This window comes from Sphingopyxis sp. 10G20-10 (assembly GCF_057365075.1).
Window position 1 is genome coordinate 1,460,370 of the sequence record NZ_CP195117.1, and the last position, 18,537, is coordinate 1,478,906.

Here is an 18,537-nt window from a genome sequence, read left to right on the forward strand (position 1 = left end):
GCGGTGCTCTGTAATGATATAATATCACCGAAGCAAGAGCATAGGTTGATGCAACATGTCATTGGTCGTGCACGGCCATCCGTTGGTCGAGAAAGTCGGGCCATGGTGCGTCCAAGCGATGCTGTCTTGCGGCGCAGCGATCCGAGTTCTAAATCAGGACCCATGATGATTGCTAAGAATAGTCTGGACCTGATTGGCAATACGCCGCTGGTCCTGCTCCACGGCCCGAGTGAAGAGACTGGCTGCGAAATTTGGGGCAAGTGCGAATTTGCCAACCCCGGCGGGTCTGTGAAGGACCGTGCTGCCCTTTATATTGTCCGTGAGGCCGAAGCCAATGGCAGCTTGCGCCCCGGCGGCACCATTGTCGAAGGGACGGCGGGTAACACCGGCATCGGACTGGCGCTCGTCGGCAATGCGCTGGGGTATAAGACGATTATCGTCATGCCTGACAATCAAAGCGAAGAGAAAATGGCGACGATCCGCGCACTGGGTGCCGAACTGGTGCTGGTGCCGCCTGCGCCTTTCGCCAATCCGGGCCATTTTGTGCATACATCCCGTCGCATCGCCGAAGACACCGACAATGCCATCTGGGCCAATCAGTTTGACAATATCGCCAACCGCAAAGCGCATATTCATGGTACGGCCGAAGAGATTTGGACGCAGATGGATGGTCGCATCGACGGCTTTACCTGCGCGGCCGGCACGGGGGGCACCATCGCGGGCACCGGCATGGGACTGAAAGCCAAGAGCGCCGATGTCATTGTCGCGCTGACCGACCCACATGGCGCGGGGCTGTATAATTATTACAAATGCGGCGAACTAAAGCCCGAAGGATCGAGCGTCGCCGAGGGCATCGGCCAGAACAGGATTACCGCCAATCTGGAAGGCGCACCCATCGACACCCAGTTTCGCATTTCTGACGCCGAAGGGCTGGCGGTTGTGCATCGCCTGCTCAACGAAGAGGGGCTGTGTCTTGGCCTGTCGTCGGGAATCAATGTTGCCGGAGCCATCGAACTGGCGCGCGAACTGGGGCCAGGCAAACGCATTGCGACGATATTATGCGACAGCGGCTTTCGCTATTTGTCGACCCTCTTCAACCCCGAATGGTGCGCCAGCAAGGGACTGGCGGCGGAGGCCACATGACCACGATCCCGCCCATCAAGGAACCAAAGCCCCGTCATAATGACACGATGCGGCGGCTGCAGATCGGCGTTTCGGGTGTGCTGGCAGTGCTTTTGCTTGTTGGCCTCGCCGGACTGATCGGTGACCGCGCCCGCGAAGAGGCCGGAGCGACTGCCAAGGCGTCCAACACTGTCAATATGCCCGGAGAGGATGAGAAAACCACAGGCGGTGAGCCGCTCGCAGAACTGGGTATCCAGCCTTCGGCATCGTCTGACCCGGCGGCCAAGACCGCACAGGAAACGGTCATGCCGCCGCGAGTGGCCGTGCCCGACCTTGAGCCCGACCCCGAGTTGGAGCGCGCGCGCAAGACGGATCAGTGAGCACGACGGTGATGCTGCGTAACAGTCAGTTGGCCGGTCCGGTGTTTGCCTTTGCGACTTCAACTCTCCTGCTCGGCTGGACTATTGGCGGTCAGGCTCTGCTCGGCCGCATCGATCCTGCGCTGGCTCTACCCATTGTGTTTGTTCCGGCATGGCTGCTCGCGCTCTGGCAGCGCCGCCGCGACACGCGTGCGCGCATCACAACGATGGTCTTGGCGATTGCTGCACTGTTTTTGGGGCAGAGTGCGCTGGTGGCGTTGTTCGGCCAAGGCTTTGCTATTCTGCAATTGCTGCTCTCTATGGCGAGCTCCGCAGCAGCGTTGGTCCTCGCGGACCAGCTATGGCACTGGCGAAGGTCTGTGCCCCGATGGGTCAAAGCGGCAACCGCGCTATGTGTCGCGATCGGCTGGTTCATAGGGGGGCATATGCTGCTCGCGGCTCTCTATTCGGTCGGCACGCCGTCATCGGCGCGGCCGCTGGTCACGATGATGACCAGCCTGCCTCTGCGATGGGGCGGGGGAGGGGAACCGTCGACGATATTGTCCAAGGGCACAGGGTCGGCACCTGCTCTGATTGCGTTAGAGGACAGCTTTCGGGTCGATTTGGTCGATAGTCTGGTCAATCCTCCGGTCGCACCCGATGCGGTGCTGTTGCTTGCCCATCCGCGCGCGCTGGCGCCCGAGGAGTTGGTGGCTATCGATGCTTATGTTCGGACGGGGGGTCATGCGGTTATCCTTGCCGATGCTCTGTCAGGCTGGCCCATCGATCATCCGCTTGGCGATCCGCGCAACCCGCCGGTGACGAGCTTACTGACGCCGCTGCTCGACCATTGGGGCATTACCCTCGATGCCGCCACGCCCGGTGAGTCAAAAGCAAGGACGGTATGGCAGGCTGGATACCGCTTATCCTTGTTCAGCGCTGGTCGCTTCAGTCGCTTGCCAGACGAGTGTCGCGCCTATGCCGAACGCCAGATAGCCCAATGTCCTATCGGGCGTGGCAATGTCTGGCTGGTGGGGGATGCAGATCTTTTGTTTGCGCCGCTCTGGCAACCGCTGGTCGGCGGCGCGGCGCATTTGAATCGCGCCGACAATTTGCAATGGCTGACCTACCGGCTGGGCGGAAGCACCGCAAAAGGACGTGCCTGGTTGCGTCCGGTTTGGATCGAGTCGTCCGCCGACTCAGGAAAAATCGCGGCAAATTAGGGCTGCGTAACCCAAGCGCCCACCATCATGGCTTGATCCAGATACGACAATCCGGCAGCGACCGGAGGTGATTTCGGCCTGAAAGGGGTTCCATACCCGCCCATTTGCCGCTTTTTTGGGGTGTAATCCCCGTTTAGCCCTAATTTTCCCCTTTTCACCCCAATTAATAGTTGGTAGGCAGGTGATGGAGAGGGGCAATTCTCCACCCACAATATTTGGTTCGAAATCTTTGGATTCCGAAGCCGGGGAACTGATGCCCGAAGGTTGGTGACAGGGGGCAGAGCGATGGCGATTGTAACGCCCGGCCGATATTCGGGAACCAGCTTCGCCGCTGTCGATGGGAAGGGCCGGGTCGCGGTTCCTGCTTCTCTACGTAACAATGTGCCCCTGACCGAAGATGGCGAGCGCGTCCTGTGGGTCGGCCATCACGAACATCTGCCTTGCCTCGTCGCCTATGGGAATGACCAGTTCGACCGGTTGAACGGAGAGATTGAGCGCGACCGCCAAACCGCGCTCGCCCGCAATCAGGATTTCGACGAGGACGAGGCTTTCAAGCAGCGCTTCAAATTCACCGATCCATATGTCCTTGACGGCAGTGGCCGATTTTTGCCCAACTTCACCGCGCGCGAGCTTGTCGGCGACAGCGGCGCGACCGCTTTTGTCGGGTCGGGTCGCCGCTTTGAAATCTGGTGGTTGCCGACGCTGATCGACAGCACGGTCGCAGACCCAGTGCTGCGCCGTTTGGCGCAGGCCTTCTCGGAAAAAGGGAAGGGGCGCAAATGACCGCCACTGACCCCTCCTCACCAACTCAGCACGACCCGCGTCACGCGCCTGTTCTGTGCGACGAAATCGTCGCTGCGCTCGCTATTGCCCCCGGTGAGCGACATGTTGATGCGACCTTTGGTGCCGGCGGCTACACCCGCGCCATGCTCGCCGCTGGTGCAGAGGTCATCGCCTGTGACCGCGACCCCGATGCGATTGCCGAGGGGCAGGCGCTGGTTGCTGCAAACGACGGCAAGCTGACGCTCGTCCATGGCCGCTTCGGAGAAATCGACCGCTTGCTGGCCGAGAGCGGCATCGATTCCGTTGATGGTATTGTCTTTGATATCGGCGTGTCGTCGATGCAGATCGACCGCGCCGAACGTGGCTTTTCCTTTCAGTCCGACGGCCCCCTCGACATGCGAATGGCGCAGGATGGCGAGAGTGCGGGCGACTGGCTCAACCGCGCTGACGAGGCCGACATTGCCGATGTGCTTTATGTCTATGGTGAAGAGCGCCAGTCGCGGCGCATCGCCCGCGCCATTGTCGCGGCGCGCCCCCTGACCCGGACCAGCGAACTGGCGGTTTTGGTGCGTAAGGCGCTGCGCCACCCGCCGGGTGCGCCCAAAGACCCCGCGACGCGCAGCTTTCAGGCCATTCGGATCTTCATCAATGGTGAGCTTGATGAACTGATTGCAGGCCTTGATGCCGCAGAACGGTTGCTCCGTCCTGGCGGTCGTCTGGTCGTGGTCAGCTTTCACAGCCTCGAAGATCGTATTGTCAAAAACTTCTTTCGCGAACGCAGCGGCGGCATGGCGGGTGGGTCGCGCCATCGCCCCGCTGCGACTAGTTTGGTGCCCGCGCCAAGCTTTCATCCCCCGGCACGCCGGGTGCGGCCGGGCAAGGCCGAAGAAGCGCGCAACCCGCGCGCCCGTTCGGCGACGCTGCGTAGTGCCGTGCGCACAACCGCCCCGGCCTGGCCGACTCGCAATAGCAACAAAGAGGTGCTCTCATGCTGATGGCAGCGCGCAAATTACAGGGCATTGGCCTTGTCTTGCTGGTTTTGGTTTTTGCTATGCTGCTTTATCCGGTGTCGCTAAAAGTCGCCGCGACCCGCAGCGAGCTTTCGCAGGTCAACCATCAGATCAGTCGCACACGCGACAATATCCGTTATCTCGAATCCGAACTCGCCGTGCGCGGATCAATGCGCCAGTTGGAGCGGTGGAACAGCGAATCCTTTGGCTATTCGGCGCCCGATGCATCGCAATTCCTGTCTAACGAGCGCCAACTGGCTTCGCTTGGTCGTGTTCCGCGTGCCCGTGGTGCCAATGATGTTGCACCGGTTCTGATGGCTATGGTTTCACCCGTCGCCATACCGGCGAGCACCGGATCCGCCGATGCTCCCGCGATGGCGGCTGTTAAAGCCAAGGCCGATATTGTCCGCACTGACACCCCGGCGATAGCCGTAGTTCCTTCGCGTCGCCGTCAACAACTGAGTATGCTTGATGGTCAGTTGCTCGCTGAATTGACGCTTGCCGACCTGAAGCGTCAGGCCGCCGTCGAGGCAAAGGGGACGGTCAACTAATGAACACGCTGGTTGTCAGGCCTGCCCGCGTGCGCACCGCCGGTGTGCGGCAGAAAATGCTGCTGACCGCGCAACAACGCCTCATGATCCTGATGCTGCTGTTTATGGCGGCCTTTACAATGGTCGCGCTGCGGCTCGTCTATTTCGCGGCTTTTGACACCGGCAGCGCCGGGCATCGTGGTGCGGCGGCCTTTGTGCCAGTGCGCGCCGATATAGTCGATCGCAACAATGTGCCGCTGGCCCGCACGATTGATGGCTATTCCATCCGCGTCGTTCCGTCGCGCTTGATTAACAATCGCGCCTATCTGGCCGATGAGCTGGTCAAGATTTTTCCCGACATGACACGCGACGAATTGCTGGCGAAGCTCAGCGGTCCGCGCCCGACCTATATTCGCCGCCGCGCCCTGCCCGAAGAAGTGGCCGCCGTGAACGCGATTGGTGAAGTGGGATTTGAATATCCGCGTGAAAAAGAGCGGCTTTATCCGCAGCTTTCGCTAGCGGCTCATATTCTGGGCTTTACCAATGCCGAGGGACAAGGCGTGACGGGCATTGAAGGGGCCATGAACGACCGTTTGACCAACCCGGCCTTGCGCGCCGAACCGCTGTCACTATCGATCGATTCGCGCGTGCAGGGCATTTTGGAGACTGAACTCAGCTCTGCGGTTACCAAATTGGAGGCGATTGGCGGTGCCGGTATCATACTCGACGTTCATACGGGCGAAATTGAAGCGATGACGTCGCTCCCGACCTTTAATCCGAACAAGCTGCTGCCCGAAAATTCAGAGGCTCGGCGCAATGCCGTGACCTATAATGACTATGAACTTGGTTCGACCTTCAAGCCGCTAACGGTCGCCGCCGCCATTGATGCGGGAACGGTTACCAGCATGTCGCGCCGCTATGATGCGACCAAACCTTTGGCGATTGCCGGATTCCTGATCCGCGATTCGCACAATCTGGGCCGCTGGTTGAACGTCCCCGAAACGCTGATCCACAGCTCGAACATCGTCACCGCGCAAATCGCCGATAATCTGGGTCGCGAAAAGATGGAGGCGATGTTCCGCAGCCTTGAATTTGACAAGAAACCGCACATTGAATTGCACGAACGAGCCGCGCCGATCTGGCCCAAGCGCTGGGGTCGCGTTACAACGATGACGGCAGGCTATGGCCATGGCATCGCCGTGACACCGCTTCACCTTGCCAGCGCTTACGCCGCGCTGGTTAATGGCGGCATCTGGCGCCCAGCAACTTTGCTCAAGCTGGGAGACAAGGCGCCGCCGCAGGGACGCCGCGTTTTCAAAGCATCGACCAGCGCTCGTATGCGCCAGCTGCTCCGCTTGATCGTTTCGGACGGAACGGGACGCTCGGCCGATGCGCCGGGCTATCGCGTTGGTGGCAAGACGGGGTCTGCCGAAAAACCTGGCATCGGCGGCTATGTCCATACCTCGGTCGTCGCGACCTTTGCGGCCGCCTTTCCTATGGATAATCCGCGCTATGTCATATTGGTGATGGTCGATCAGCCCAAGGGCAACGCCTATAGCTCGGGTCAGCGCACCGCCGCCTACACCGCTGCGCCGGTTGTGAAAAAAGTCATAATGCGCGCCGCACCGATGCTGGGCGTCTACCCAGACGAAACGCGCGATGTTGACGTGTCTGAACTGACGCCATTGGTGTGGAAAGGTGGGGATAAGGAATAATGCGCCTCGCTACGCTGATCGACAGCGTATCCAAGGAATTTGCTGAACAGACGGTCACGGGCCTGGCCATTGACCACCGCAAAGTTGCGCCCGGTACGATTTTTGGTGCCTTTGTCGGTGAGCGGTTCAACGGCGAGGATTTCATCTCGGCAGCGATAGAGGCTGGTGCCATTGCGGTGGTCGCTCGTCCTGAGGCCAAGGTCGACGGGGCGGTGCATATTGCCGACACCAATCCCCGTCGCGCTTTTGCCCACCTTGCCGCCCGCTATTACAACCGCTTTCCCGCGACCTGCGTTGCGGTGACGGGAACCAATGGCAAGACCTCGACGGTTGAAATGACGCGCCAGTTGTGGCGCATGGCGGGTTTTCATGCCGCGTCCATCGGAACCTTGGGGGTCACTACATCGAACGAAAGCGCCTCGACCGGCCTGACGACGCCCGACATTGTGACCTTTTTGGGCAATATGGCGGGGCTTGCCGCCGAAGGCGTGACTCACGCCGCCTTTGAAGCGTCGAGCCACGGCCTCGACCAATATCGCACCGAGGGTCTGCCGGTGAAGGCCGCCGCCTTTACCAATTTCAGTCAGGACCATCTCGATTATCATGGCACGATGGAGGCGTATCTTGCCGCCAAGATGCGCCTGTTTTCCGAAGTCGTCGATGCCGATGGCTCTGTTGTGGTCTGGGCTGATGATCCGGTGGCGTCCAAGGTCGAAGACACGGCGTTGAAGCGCGGCGTCCGTTTGCTGACGGTCGGCTCGAAAGGGGAGGCGCTGCGACTGGTTTCGCATACGCCCACCCAGCTTGGGCAAACATTGGTCATTGCCGTTGGTGATGTTGTCCAGACCGTCGAGCTTCCGTTGATCGGTGCCTATCAGGTCGCCAATGCACTGGTTTCCGCGGGGCTGGTGATTGCCACCGGCGGCGATGTCACAACAACGCTGGCCAATCTGGGGCGACTTCAGCCGGTTCGGGGGCGGTTGGAGCGGGCAGCGATTACCCGCGTCGGGGCGCCGGTCTATATTGATTATGCCCACACACCTGCCGCGCTCGAAGCAGCGCTCGATGCCTTGCGCCCGCATACACAGGGCCGGCTGATATTGGTGTTCGGTGCAGGCGGCGACCGCGATCAGGGCAAGCGCGCCGCGATGGGCGAAGTCGCCGCGGCAAAGGCCGATCTTGCCATTATCACCGACGATAATCCGCGCGGCGAAGATCCCGCCGCCATCCGTGCGGCCATAGCCAAAGGGGCGCCGGACGCGCGCGACATTGGCGATCGCCGCGACGCCATCACCGCTGCCATGGCCGAGGCGGATGCCGGCGATATCGTCTGCATTGCCGGAAAAGGCCATGAACAGGGACAGATTATCGGTCGAGCGCCCGATATTCGCATCATTCCCTTTGACGATGTCGGCGTTGCGCGCGAGTGTGCGATATGACCGCGCTCTGGACATCCCGCGCCATCGCTGCCGCCACAGACGGCACTGCCAGTGCTGAATTTTCGGTGCAGGGCGTCGCCTTTGATTCGCGCGAAGTGCAGGCGGGTGACTTGTTCGTTGCGATGCGCGGAGAGGCGACCGACGGGCATTTGTATATCGACAAGGCTGTTGCGGCAGGGGCCGCCGCTATTGTCTGCGAAACTGAAATAGACCATCCGCATGTTCGTGTTACCGACAGTGTCGCGGCGCTCAACGCGTTGGGAGTGGCGGCCCGCGCGCGCTGTCATGGCCGCATCATCGGCGTCACCGGATCGGCGGGCAAGACGGGGACCAAGGAAGCATTGTTCTCCGCGCTCGATCGATACCGCCCTGGTCGTGCACACCGCTCGGTTAAAAGCTATAACAATCACACAGGCGTACCCCTCAGCTTGGCGCGGATGCGGTCGACCGCTGATTTTGGCGTGTTCGAGATGGGCATGAACCATGCGGGCGAGCTGTCCAACCTGACCCGGATGGTCCGCCCGCACGTCGCCATCGTCACCACCATTGCCCCTGCACATATGGAGTTTTTCGGCAGCGAAGCCGCGATTGCCGACGCCAAGGGAGAAATTTTCGAGGGGCTTGAGCCGGGCGGTACCGCGATCATCCCCTTTGACAGCCCGCATTATGACCGGTTGCGCGCCAAGGCCGAAAAACATGCAGCCCATATCGTCAGCTTTGGTCTGGGTGCCGAGGCCGATGTGCGCGCGCTCGACTGGTTGCCCAACGGGCATGGCGGATCGTTACTGACCGCGCAGGTGCTCGACGCGACTTTGTGTTGCACCATCGCACAGGCGGGGGCGCATTGGGTGTCCAACGCGCTGGCGGTGCTCGCGGCGGTCAAGTCTGTAGGTGGCGACCTGCCAGCGGCGGGCCTTGCCTTTGCGGAAATGACAGGACTTGCCGGACGCGGCGCGCGCCATCGTATCGGGGTCGGGAATGCTCACGCGCTGGTGATCGACGAAAGCTACAATGCCAATCCCGCCTCGATGGTGGCGACGATTGAACAATTGCCCGCCGAAAGCGCCGATCGCCGTGTCGCCATTTTGGGTTCGATGCGTGAACTGGGGCCGGGAAGCGACGCTTATCATGCCGATCTGTCGGATCCGCTGGTCACAGCGGGCGTGGATTTTGCTCTGCTCGTCGGAGAAGAAATGGAGCCCCTCGCCAAAGCGCTTGAGGGCCGGATAGAATTCGCGCATGTCGCTGACCATCAGGCGGCGGCGCAGCGACTGGGTGAGGTGATCCGCGCGGGCGATGTCATTCTGGTCAAGGGATCGAACAGCGTCGGCCTGTCGCATCTGGTGACGGCGCTGACCAACGGGGATTTTTGATGCTATATTGGCTGGCCGAGTGGCTGGGTTTTCCGGGGGCACTCAACCTCATCCGCTATTTGAGCTTTCGGTCGGGCGCGGCGGTTGCGACCGCGATGATCATCGGCTTGTGGATCGGGCCGCGCTTCATCCTGATGCTCCGCACCAAACAGGGCAAAGGGCAGCCGATCCGCGAAGACGGCCCGCAAAGTCATTTTGCCAAGCGTGGCACGCCAACGATGGGCGGGCTGATGATCCTGATTTCGCTGATGATTTCGGCGCTGTTGTGGATGGATTTGTCCAACCGCTTTGTCTGGGCCTGCCTGTTCGTGACCGGCGGCTTTGCCGCGGTCGGTTTTCTGGACGATCTGGACAAGGTTACGAAGGGCAGCCATCGCGGCATTTCGGCACGGACGCGGCTTTTGATCGAATTTATCATCGCCGGAATCGCGGTATTGTTGATCGTGTCGCGCACCGGGACCGACCTGTATCTGCCCTTTTTCAGCGGCGTTTATCTCAAGCTTGGCCCGCTCTATTATGTCTTTGCGATGACCTTGATTGTCGGCTTTGGCAATGCGGTGAATTTGACCGACGGGCTCGACGGGCTTGCGACTTTTCCGGTTATCATCGCCAGCTTGGCTTTCCTCGTCATCGTGTATCTGTCAGGCAACGTAAAGTTTGCCGCCTATCTGGGCATTCCGCATGTGCCGGGTGCAGGTGAGCTAGCGATTTATGCCGCCGCCATCATCGGGTCTTGCCTTGCCTTCCTGTGGTTTAACGCGCCCCCTGCGTCGGTGTTCATGGGTGATACCGGCAGCCTTGCGCTTGGCGGCGCGCTGGCAACTATCGCGGTGACGGCGCAGCATGAACTGGTGCTGGTTATCATCGGCGGGTTGTTCGTGGTCGAAGCCTTGTCGGTCATCATTCAGGTGTTCTGGTATAAACGCACCGGTAAGCGTGTGTTTAAAATGGCGCCGATCCACCATCATTTCGAACAGCTTGGCTGGCCCGAATCGACGGTTGTCATCCGTTTCTGGATCATCTCGATCGTCTTGGCGCTCGCCGGTCTTTCGACGTTGAAATTGCGATGATTACCAGCCGCGCCTTTGCTGGACGCCGCTATGCGGTGCTGGGACTGGCGCGCTCGGGATTGGCGAGTGTTGAGGCGCTGGTCGCCAGCGGAGCCGGGGTCACAGCGTGGGATGACCGTGAATCGGCGCGCGACGATGCGATGGCGCTGGGCGCTGATATTGGTGATCCGATGGACATTGACCTCATCGGTTTCGCTGGTGTCGTGGTGTCGCCTGGGGTGCCGATCAACCGTCACCCCATCGCCGACCACGCCCGTCAAGCGCATGTCTCGTTGATCGGCGACATTGAATTATTCGCCGAGGCCCGCGCGGAACTGCCGCCGCATCGCGTTGTCGGGATTACCGGCACCAACGGCAAATCGACAGTCACAGCACTGATCCATCACCTGTTGGAAAGTGCAGGGGTGCCATCTTTGATGGGCGGCAATATCGGCCTGCCCATATTGTCGCGTGATCCGCTGAGCCCGAATGACAAGGGCACCGGCGTCTATGTTCTCGAGCTGTCGAGTTATCAGATCGATCTGTCACATAGCTTGGCCTGCGATGTCGCGGTGCTGACAAATCTTACTCCCGATCATCTGGACCGCTATGATGGTTTTGCCGGTTATGCCGCATCAAAGGAGCGGCTTTTTGGCCTCCAACATGCCGATCAGGTCAGCATCGTGGCGACCGATGATGATCCTTCGCGGATGATCGCGTCGCGCATCAACCATCGACTGTTCCGCGTGTCGGCCCAGGATATTGCGCTCGACGACCAGCAAGGCTGGCCCGCATTGCAGGGACCGCATAACGCCCAGAACGCTGCCTGTGCGATTGCCGTTGCCCGCGCGTTGGGGCTGGACGATGCTGCTATCGAGCGCGGACTGGCGAGCTTTACCAGCCTGCCACACCGTATGGAATTTGTCGGCGAACATGCCGGCGTTCGCTATTTCAACGACAGCAAGGCGACAAATGCCGCCTCTGCTTCACCGGCGCTGGCGGCTTTTCCGCCGGCGCCGGACAAGCGACTGCACTGGCTTGCCGGGGGGCAAGCCAAGGGCGACGGGCTGACCGCTTGTCGCCCTTGGTTCCCGCATATCAAAGCTGCCTATCTGATTGGCGAGGCGATGGAGCCTTTTGCGACCGAGATAGGTGACGCCTTACCCGTCGACCAAGCAGGCGACCTTGCAACCGCCGTTGCCCATGCCGCTGCTGCGGCTGTTGCGGGCGACATCGTCCTTTTGTCGCCGGCCTGCGCGTCGTTCGATCAATTCAGCGACTATGAAGCGCGCGGCGATATGTTTCGCGATCTGGTAAAGGCTTTGGCACGATGAGCGGCGATCCCGACAATATCGATGCCACAACCCATTCGATCAACCCGACGCTAGTCAAGCCGCGCTCGGTCAAACGCCGCGGTCCGCGCCTCAGCCGTGCCGACCGCACGCCACTGGGGCTATGGTTCTGGGAAATCGACCGGGTGCTGTTGTTGCTCGTGTCGATCCTGATCGCGATCGGTCTTGTCGCGGTGGCTGCGGCATCACCAGTTGCGGCCCAGAAATTGTCGACCACGACCGCCGCGCTCGACCCGCTTTATTATTTCTATCGCCAGATGATGTGGGTGATGCTGGCGGTTCCCGCGATGCTGGCGGTTTCGATGCTGCCCAAGGCGCAGGCGCGGCGGCTAGCCATTTATGGCGCATTGTTCTTCCTCGTGCTGCTGTTCCTCGTTCCAATCATCGGAACGTCGGTGAACGGCGCGCAACGCTGGATCGGCACCGGCATTTTCCGCCTGCAACCCTCCGAATTCCTCAAGCCGGTTTTTGCGGTGGCGCTGGCGTGGATATTGTCGCTGCGGCTTCAGGACCAAAGTCTGCCGGTCGTGCCTTTGTCCTTTGTCCTTACCGGCGTTATTGCGCTGTTGCTGATGGGGCAGCCTGACCTTGGTCAGACGATCATTTTTGGCGGCACCTGGCTGGTATTGGTGATGGTTGCGGGGCTGTCCATGCGGATTATGGCCGGTCTTGGAGTCGGCGGGTTCGCTGGTATCGTCCTTGCCTATTTCTTCTATCCGGTCGCGAACCAGCGGATCAACATCTGGCTGTTCGCCGACGGTGACAGCTTTCAGGTCGACAAGGCTCATGCGACGCTTACTGCCGGTGGTCTGATCGGCACTGGCCCCGGCGCGGGCCTCGCCAAATTCCAACTGCCAGAGGCGCATACCGACTATATATTTTCGGTCATAGGTGAAGAATTTGGCCTGATCGCCTGTATCGCCATCGCCATTCTCTATCTGGCGATCATTGTTCGCGTGCTGGTGCGCTTGCTCGATGAAGAAGACAGCTTTCTGATCCTTGCGGTCACGGGCCTTATCGCGCAATTTGGTGGCCAGGCGATTATCAATATGGCGGTGAACACCCAGCTTTTTCCGTCGAAGGGCATGACCTTGCCCTTTATCAGCTATGGCGGATCGTCGATGATCGCGCTGTCGATCGGCATGGGTTTGCTCTTGTCGCTGACCCGTCGGAACCCCTATGCGGCGCGGGTGTCCATGACCGGCAATTGGAATAAGAAATGACCGCAACACGCCACTTCCTTCTCGCCGCAGGCGGTACCGGCGGGCATATGCTTCCCGCTTATGCGCTGGCGGGTGAGCTTTTGACGCGCGGGCATCGTGTGGCTCTGGTCAGCGATGACCGCGGGCTGAAGATTCCGGGTGCGCCGCATGATCTGGAAATTCACAGCTTGCCCGCCGGTCGCATGGCCGGTGGTCCGGTTGGCTGGGTCAAGGGTGTGCTGGCAATCCGGCGTGGCCGTGCGCGGGCGCTCGACCTTATTCGCGACTTTGAGCCTGCCGTTGTGGTTGGTTTTGGCGGCTATCCCTCGCTCCCCAGCCTGCTTGCGGCGCGTTCGGCCAAACTGCCCACGGTCATCCACGAACAAAATGCTGTGCTTGGCCGCGTCAACCGGCTGATGGCCTCTCGTGTCGATGCCATCGCCGTTGCCTATCGCAACATCCACCGCTTCCCCGCCAAATGCGAATTGAAGCGGCATCTGACGGGCAATCCGGTGCGCGAAGAGGTTATTGCCATTCGCGATGAGGGTTTTCCGCCCTTGACCGAGGAGGGGATTTTTCGCTTATTGATCGTCGGTGGCAGTTTGGGCGCCACAGTGCTCAGCGAGGTTGTGCCAGCCGCCGTCGCCATGCTGCCGCAGGCGCTTCTCAGCCGGCTTCAGGTCGTGCAGCAATGCCGCGCTGATGACTTGGAAGACGTGCGCGCCAAATATGCCGCCTTGGGCGTCGCCGCCGAATGTGCCGATTATATTCAGGATATTCCGCAGCGGCTGCGCTGGGCACATCTGGTCATCGCGCGGGCAGGGGCTTCTACGGTCGCCGAACTAAGCTGCGCCGGTCGTCCTGCCATTTTCGTTCCCTATCCCTCGGCGATGGACAATCACCAGATGCATAATGTCCGCGACATGGTCGAGGCGGGCGGTGCCCGTTCGATACCGCAGCCGCAATTTATCCCGTCAGAGCTGGCCAAGCAGATTCAACGCATGGCGCTGGAACCCGGCGCGCTCGAAAATGCGGCGACCCGCGCGGCGAGCTGCGGCTTACCCGACGCGACCCGCGATCTTGCCGATCTGGTCGAATCCTTTGCCGCGCCGCCGATGATGGATGTCATTCGTGTTGGCGCTAAGTCTGCTCAGCGGGCGCCCGCTTCGGGCATCGCTCCGGCGCGCAAGGGAGCCGACTGATGCGCGGCGTTGCGACCGATATCGGCACCATCCACTTCATCGGCATTGGCGGCATCGGCATGTCGGGCATTGCCGAGGTCATGCACAATCTGGGCTATCAGGTGCAGGGCAGCGACATCGCCGACGGCTATGTGATCGAGGGTTTACGCAAGCGCGGAATCAAGGTCGCGATCGGCCATTCGCCCGACAATGTCGAAGGCGTTGCCGTTGTCGTCACCTCGACCGCGGTTCATCGCGGAAATCCAGAGGTTGAGGCCGCGCTGGCTCATCGTATTCCCGTTGTCCGGCGCGCCGAAATGCTCGCCGAACTGATGCGGCTGAAATCGACCGTCGCGGTCGCCGGAACACATGGCAAGACGACGACGACCAGCATGGTCGCGGCGCTGCTCGATGCAGGCGGGATTGACCCGACCGTCATCAACGGCGGCATCATCAACAGCTATGGCAGCAACGCGCGGCTTGGTGCGAGCGAGTGGATGGTGGTCGAGGCGGACGAGAGCGATGGCAGTTTTCTGCGTCTTGACGGCACCATCGCAGTTGTCACCAATATTGACCCCGAACATCTCGACCATTGGGGCAGTTTTGACGCGGTCAAGAACGGCTTTGTCGAATTTATCGAGAATGTCCCCTTTTATGGCGCGGCGATCCTGTGCATCGATCATCCCGAAGTGCAGGCGATCATTCCGCGTATCCGCGACCGGCAAATCCTGACCTATGGCTTTTCGGCGCAGGCCGATGTGCGCGGCCAGAATCTGGTGCCGGTTGTCGGCGGCACGCGCTTTGACGTGGTGGTGCGTGATCGCGACGGAGAAACCCGCGAAATCAGCGGGATCGAACTGCCGATGCCGGGACGCCACAATGTCCAAAACGCGCTCGCGGCGATTGCAGTCGCGCTACAGCTGCGCGTCAGCGATACGGCGATCCAGACGGGCTTTGAACGCTTCACCGGGGTCAAACGCCGCTTTACGCAGGTCGGCGAGATCGCCTGTGACGGTGGCAAAGCGACGGTCATCGACGACTATGCGCATCACCCGGTTGAAATTCGCGCCGTACTGTCTGCCGCGCGCGAGACGGCGGCGGCTGGTTCTCCGGCAGGGCGCGTCATCGCGGTGGTGCAACCGCACCGTTACTCGCGCCTTGGCGGGTTGATGGAAGATTTTGCCGCTGCATTTAACGATGCCGACGCCGTGTTGGCACTGCCCGTTTTTGCCGCGGGCGAAGAGCCGGTCGAAGGCGTCTCGTCTGACGCGCTCGCGGCAAAGCTGCGCGAACGGGGCCACCGCGAGGCAATTGCCATCGCCGATGCCGCCGCGCTCGCCGATCAGCTTGGTGCAACGGTGCAGGCGGGCGACCTGATTGTTTGCCTGGGAGCTGGGGATATTACCAAGATTGCGGCGGGGTTGGCGCAGGCTGTGACGGAGGCACGTGGATGACCGCCGCCGACACTATGCCCCAAGTGCGCGGGAAGCTGACGCCGCACGCACCGCTGGCTCCGCTCGTCTGGTTCAAATCGGGCGGTCCTGCCGACTGGTTGCTCGAGCCGAAGGATGCCGACGATCTTGCCGACTTCCTCGCCGATCTTGACCCCAAAACACAGGTGATGGCGTTGGGCCTTGGGTCCAACCTGATTATCCGCGATGGCGGCTGGCCGGGCGTCGTCGTTCGGCTCGGCAAAGCCTTTGCCAGCGTCGAGCGGCTGGATGCCACCACGCTGCGCTGCGGCGGCGGGGCTTCGGGCATCCTTGTGTCCTCGACCGCGCGCGATGCGGGCATTACGGGTCTGGAGTTTCTGCGCTCTATCCCAGGCACCGTCGGCGGCTTTGTCCGCATGAACGGCGGTGCCTATGGCCGCGAGGTCAAGGATATCCTTGTCGAATGTGATGTGGTGTTGCGAAACGGTCAGCGCCAGACGCTGTCGCTCGCTGATCTCGCCTATCGCTATCGCCATAGCGATCTGCCCGAACAGGCCATCGTTGTCGCTGCCGTCTTTCGCGGTGAGACGGGCGAATCCGCCGCCATTCAGGCCGAGATGGATCGCATCAGCGCCTCACGCGAAGCCTCTCAGCCGTTACGTTCGAAAACCGGCGGATCGACCTTCAAAAACCCCGACGGGCATAAAGCCTGGCAGTTGGTCGATGAAGCCGGTTGTCGCGGTCTGACGGTCGGCGGCGCGCAGGTCAGCGAAAAGCACACCAACTTTCTGATTAATACCGGCACCGCGACCAGCGCCGATATCGAGGCGCTGGGTGACGAGGTCCGTCGGCGGGTCAAGGATAAGAGCGGGATTGATTTGCAGTGGGAAATTCAACGCGTGGGAGAGGCGAAGTGACCCGTGGTCCATGGCATGTTGCCGTCCTGATGGGTGGCTGGTCCGCCGAGCGCGATGTGTCGCTGTCGAGCGGCGCGGGAATTGCCGATGCGCTCGAATCGCGGGGCCATTGCGTCACGCGGATCGACATGGACCGCAATGTCGCTGCGCGACTGGCCGAGGCAAAGCCCGATGTCGTATTCAATGCGCTTCATGGTGTCCCGGGTGAGGATGGCACTGTGCAAGGGATGCTCGACCTGATGGGGTTGAAATATACGCACAGCGGCCTCGTCACTTCGGTCATTGCCATCGACAAGGAACTGACCAAGCAACGCCTTGTTCCGCATGGCATTCCTATGCCCAAAGGCACGATGGTCGCCAGCGAAAGCCTGTACACCGCCGACCCGTTGCCGCGTCCTTATGTGTTGAAACCGGTCAACGAGGGCTCTTCGGTCGGGGTCGCCATCGTCCGCGACGACAGCAATTATGGCAACCCCATCGCGCGCGACGCAGTGGGGCCGTGGCAGGAATTTTCGCAGCTTCTGGCCGAGCCCTTTATCAAGGGCCGCGAGTTGACCGTCGCTGTTCTGGGCGGAAAGGCGCTGGCCGTCACCGAATTGCGCGTAAAGTCGGGCTTTTATGATTATGACGCCAAATACACCGACGGGCTGACCGTACATGTCTGCCCCGCCGATGTCCCTGCAGCTATCGCCGAGCGCATGAAGGCGATTGCGGTTGAGGCGCATGAATTGCTTGGGTGCAGCGGCACCTCGCGGTCTGATTTTCGCTGGGATGACGAACTGGGTGCCGACGGGATTTTCTTGCTTGAGGTCAATACCCAGCCAGGCATGACCCCGCTCAGTCTTGTGCCAGAACAAGCCAAGGCGTGCGGCATCGACTATGCCGAGCTGGTCGAAATTATCGTGGAGGAAGCGCTATGAGCAGCACCCGGATCAAGCGAGCAAAATCGCCGCCGCGCCGCCCGGCCCGGCGACCCAAAAAGCGCAAGACGATCAAGACATCGCGGGTCAACCGGATCATCAACGCCCTGCCGATCAGCCCCGAACGGCTACAGAAAGTCGCCAATTGGACGATCACGACCAGCCTTGTCGTGGCGGTCGGCATTGCGGCCCATGCGACGGGCGTGACGGCCAAGATTAATGAGGAATGGGCGCAGGCCGTCGGTCGGGCCGGATTCCAGGTCCGCAAGGTCGAGGTTGTCGGGGCCGAACGCATCGATCGCATGAAAGTGTACGACATTGCGCTGGCGCAACAGAATCGCTCGATGGCAGCGGTGGATCTGGATGGCGTGCGCCGCGACCTGATGAAATATGGGTGGATTAAGGACGCGCGCGTGTCGCGCCGCCTGCCCGAAACACTGGTCATCGACATTGTCGAACGCTCCCCCGCCGCAATCTGGCAGCATAATGAGAAATTGTCGCTGATCGACAAAAAGGGAGTCGTCCTAGAGCCTGTCACCGTTGCCACCATGCCTGACCTTCCGCTGGTCATCGGTCCCAACGCCAACCAGCGTTCGCAAGAGCTGGACGAGGTGCTTGGCGCTGCCAGCTCGCTCAAGCAGTTGCTGGCCGGTGCAACTTGGGTGGGCAACCGGCGTTGGGATTTGCGCTTTCGGAGCGGCGAGACCTTGTCATTGCCCGAAGGCGAAGAGGCGGCCAAAGCGGCGCTCGCCAAATTTGCCCATCTCGACGGAGCAAATCGCTTATTGGGGCGCGGGATTTTACGCTTTGATATGCGCGACCCCAGCCGTTTTGTGCTAAGGCTTCCGCACGAAGGGCAGGTGGTTCCGACCAATGCCAAGGCATCGGCTCAAGACGCAATATCTGCTGCTTCCGAGGAGGGGTAACGC

Annotated in this window: 17 protein-coding genes; all 17 read left to right on the forward strand. The window is 60.9% G+C overall.

Annotated elements, in window-relative coordinates; genetic code table 11:
• The first annotated feature begins 162 nt into the window (after nucleotides 1-162).
• Nucleotides 163-1,143, forward strand: coding sequence for a cysteine synthase A (locus tag ACR3XE_RS07145; RefSeq protein WP_473698319.1), 981 nt, complete (start codon nucleotides 163-165; stop codon nucleotides 1,141-1,143).
• A complete protein-coding gene (locus ACR3XE_RS07150) occupies nucleotides 1,140-1,502 on the forward strand; it encodes a hypothetical protein (RefSeq protein ID WP_473698318.1) in 363 nt (120 codons plus the stop codon). Before ACR3XE_RS07145 ends, ACR3XE_RS07150 begins: the two co-directional genes overlap by 4 nt.
• Nucleotides 1,499-2,704 (forward strand): Gldg family protein, encoded by a 1,206-nt coding sequence (locus ACR3XE_RS07155; RefSeq protein WP_473698317.1) that lies wholly within the window; start codon nucleotides 1,499-1,501, stop codon nucleotides 2,702-2,704. The genes ACR3XE_RS07150 and ACR3XE_RS07155 overlap by 4 nt, the downstream gene beginning before the upstream one ends.
• A gap of 285 nt (nucleotides 2,705-2,989) precedes the next feature.
• A complete protein-coding gene (locus ACR3XE_RS07160; protein WP_473698316.1) occupies nucleotides 2,990-3,487 on the forward strand; it encodes a division/cell wall cluster transcriptional repressor MraZ in 498 nt (165 codons plus the stop codon).
• Nucleotides 3,484-4,482, forward strand: a complete 999-nt coding sequence (gene rsmH, locus ACR3XE_RS07165; RefSeq protein ID WP_486185601.1) for a 16S rRNA (cytosine(1402)-N(4))-methyltransferase RsmH — start codon at nucleotides 3,484-3,486, stop codon at nucleotides 4,480-4,482. Before ACR3XE_RS07160 ends, rsmH begins: the two co-directional genes overlap by 4 nt.
• Complete coding sequence (locus ACR3XE_RS07170) at nucleotides 4,476-5,048, forward strand: hypothetical protein (protein WP_486185602.1); 573 nt, start codon at nucleotides 4,476-4,478, stop codon at nucleotides 5,046-5,048. The genes rsmH and ACR3XE_RS07170 overlap by 7 nt, the downstream gene beginning before the upstream one ends.
• On the forward strand, nucleotides 5,048-6,742 hold the full coding sequence (locus ACR3XE_RS07175; protein WP_473698313.1) for a peptidoglycan D,D-transpeptidase FtsI family protein: 1,695 nt from the start codon (nucleotides 5,048-5,050) through the stop codon (nucleotides 6,740-6,742). Before ACR3XE_RS07170 ends, ACR3XE_RS07175 begins: the two co-directional genes overlap by 1 nt.
• Nucleotides 6,742-8,181, forward strand: coding sequence for a UDP-N-acetylmuramoyl-L-alanyl-D-glutamate--2,6-diaminopimelate ligase (locus ACR3XE_RS07180; RefSeq protein ID WP_473698312.1), 1,440 nt, complete (start codon nucleotides 6,742-6,744; stop codon nucleotides 8,179-8,181). The genes ACR3XE_RS07175 and ACR3XE_RS07180 overlap by 1 nt, the downstream gene beginning before the upstream one ends.
• Nucleotides 8,178-9,554, forward strand: a complete 1,377-nt coding sequence (locus ACR3XE_RS07185) for a UDP-N-acetylmuramoyl-tripeptide--D-alanyl-D-alanine ligase (protein WP_473698311.1) — start codon at nucleotides 8,178-8,180, stop codon at nucleotides 9,552-9,554. Before ACR3XE_RS07180 ends, ACR3XE_RS07185 begins: the two co-directional genes overlap by 4 nt.
• A complete protein-coding gene (mraY, locus tag ACR3XE_RS07190) occupies nucleotides 9,554-10,624 on the forward strand; it encodes a phospho-N-acetylmuramoyl-pentapeptide-transferase (RefSeq protein WP_486185603.1) in 1,071 nt (356 codons plus the stop codon). The genes ACR3XE_RS07185 and mraY overlap by 1 nt, the downstream gene beginning before the upstream one ends.
• On the forward strand, nucleotides 10,621-11,937 hold the full coding sequence (murD, locus tag ACR3XE_RS07195; protein ID WP_486185604.1) for a UDP-N-acetylmuramoyl-L-alanine--D-glutamate ligase: 1,317 nt from the start codon (nucleotides 10,621-10,623) through the stop codon (nucleotides 11,935-11,937). Before mraY ends, murD begins: the two co-directional genes overlap by 4 nt.
• Nucleotides 11,934-13,178: an FtsW/RodA/SpoVE family cell cycle protein gene (locus ACR3XE_RS07200; RefSeq protein WP_473698309.1), complete on the forward strand. Its 1,245-nt coding sequence runs from the start codon at nucleotides 11,934-11,936 to the stop codon at nucleotides 13,176-13,178. The genes murD and ACR3XE_RS07200 overlap by 4 nt, the downstream gene beginning before the upstream one ends.
• Nucleotides 13,175-14,359, forward strand: a complete 1,185-nt coding sequence (gene murG, locus ACR3XE_RS07205) for an undecaprenyldiphospho-muramoylpentapeptide beta-N-acetylglucosaminyltransferase (RefSeq protein WP_486185605.1) — start codon at nucleotides 13,175-13,177, stop codon at nucleotides 14,357-14,359. Before ACR3XE_RS07200 ends, murG begins: the two co-directional genes overlap by 4 nt.
• Complete coding sequence (gene murC, locus ACR3XE_RS07210) at nucleotides 14,359-15,792, forward strand: UDP-N-acetylmuramate--L-alanine ligase (protein WP_473698307.1); 1,434 nt, start codon at nucleotides 14,359-14,361, stop codon at nucleotides 15,790-15,792. The genes murG and murC overlap by 1 nt, the downstream gene beginning before the upstream one ends.
• Complete coding sequence (gene murB, locus ACR3XE_RS07215; RefSeq protein WP_486185606.1) at nucleotides 15,789-16,688, forward strand: UDP-N-acetylmuramate dehydrogenase; 900 nt, start codon at nucleotides 15,789-15,791, stop codon at nucleotides 16,686-16,688. Before murC ends, murB begins: the two co-directional genes overlap by 4 nt.
• A complete protein-coding gene (locus ACR3XE_RS07220) occupies nucleotides 16,685-17,608 on the forward strand; it encodes a D-alanine--D-alanine ligase (protein WP_473698306.1) in 924 nt (307 codons plus the stop codon). The genes murB and ACR3XE_RS07220 overlap by 4 nt, the downstream gene beginning before the upstream one ends.
• The gene (locus ACR3XE_RS07225) at nucleotides 17,605-18,534 is read left to right on the forward strand and encodes a cell division protein FtsQ/DivIB (RefSeq protein ID WP_486185607.1); all 930 of its coding nucleotides are present in this window, start codon (nucleotides 17,605-17,607) and stop codon (nucleotides 18,532-18,534) included. The genes ACR3XE_RS07220 and ACR3XE_RS07225 overlap by 4 nt, the downstream gene beginning before the upstream one ends.
• The last annotated feature ends 3 nt before the right edge of the window (nucleotides 18,535-18,537 follow it).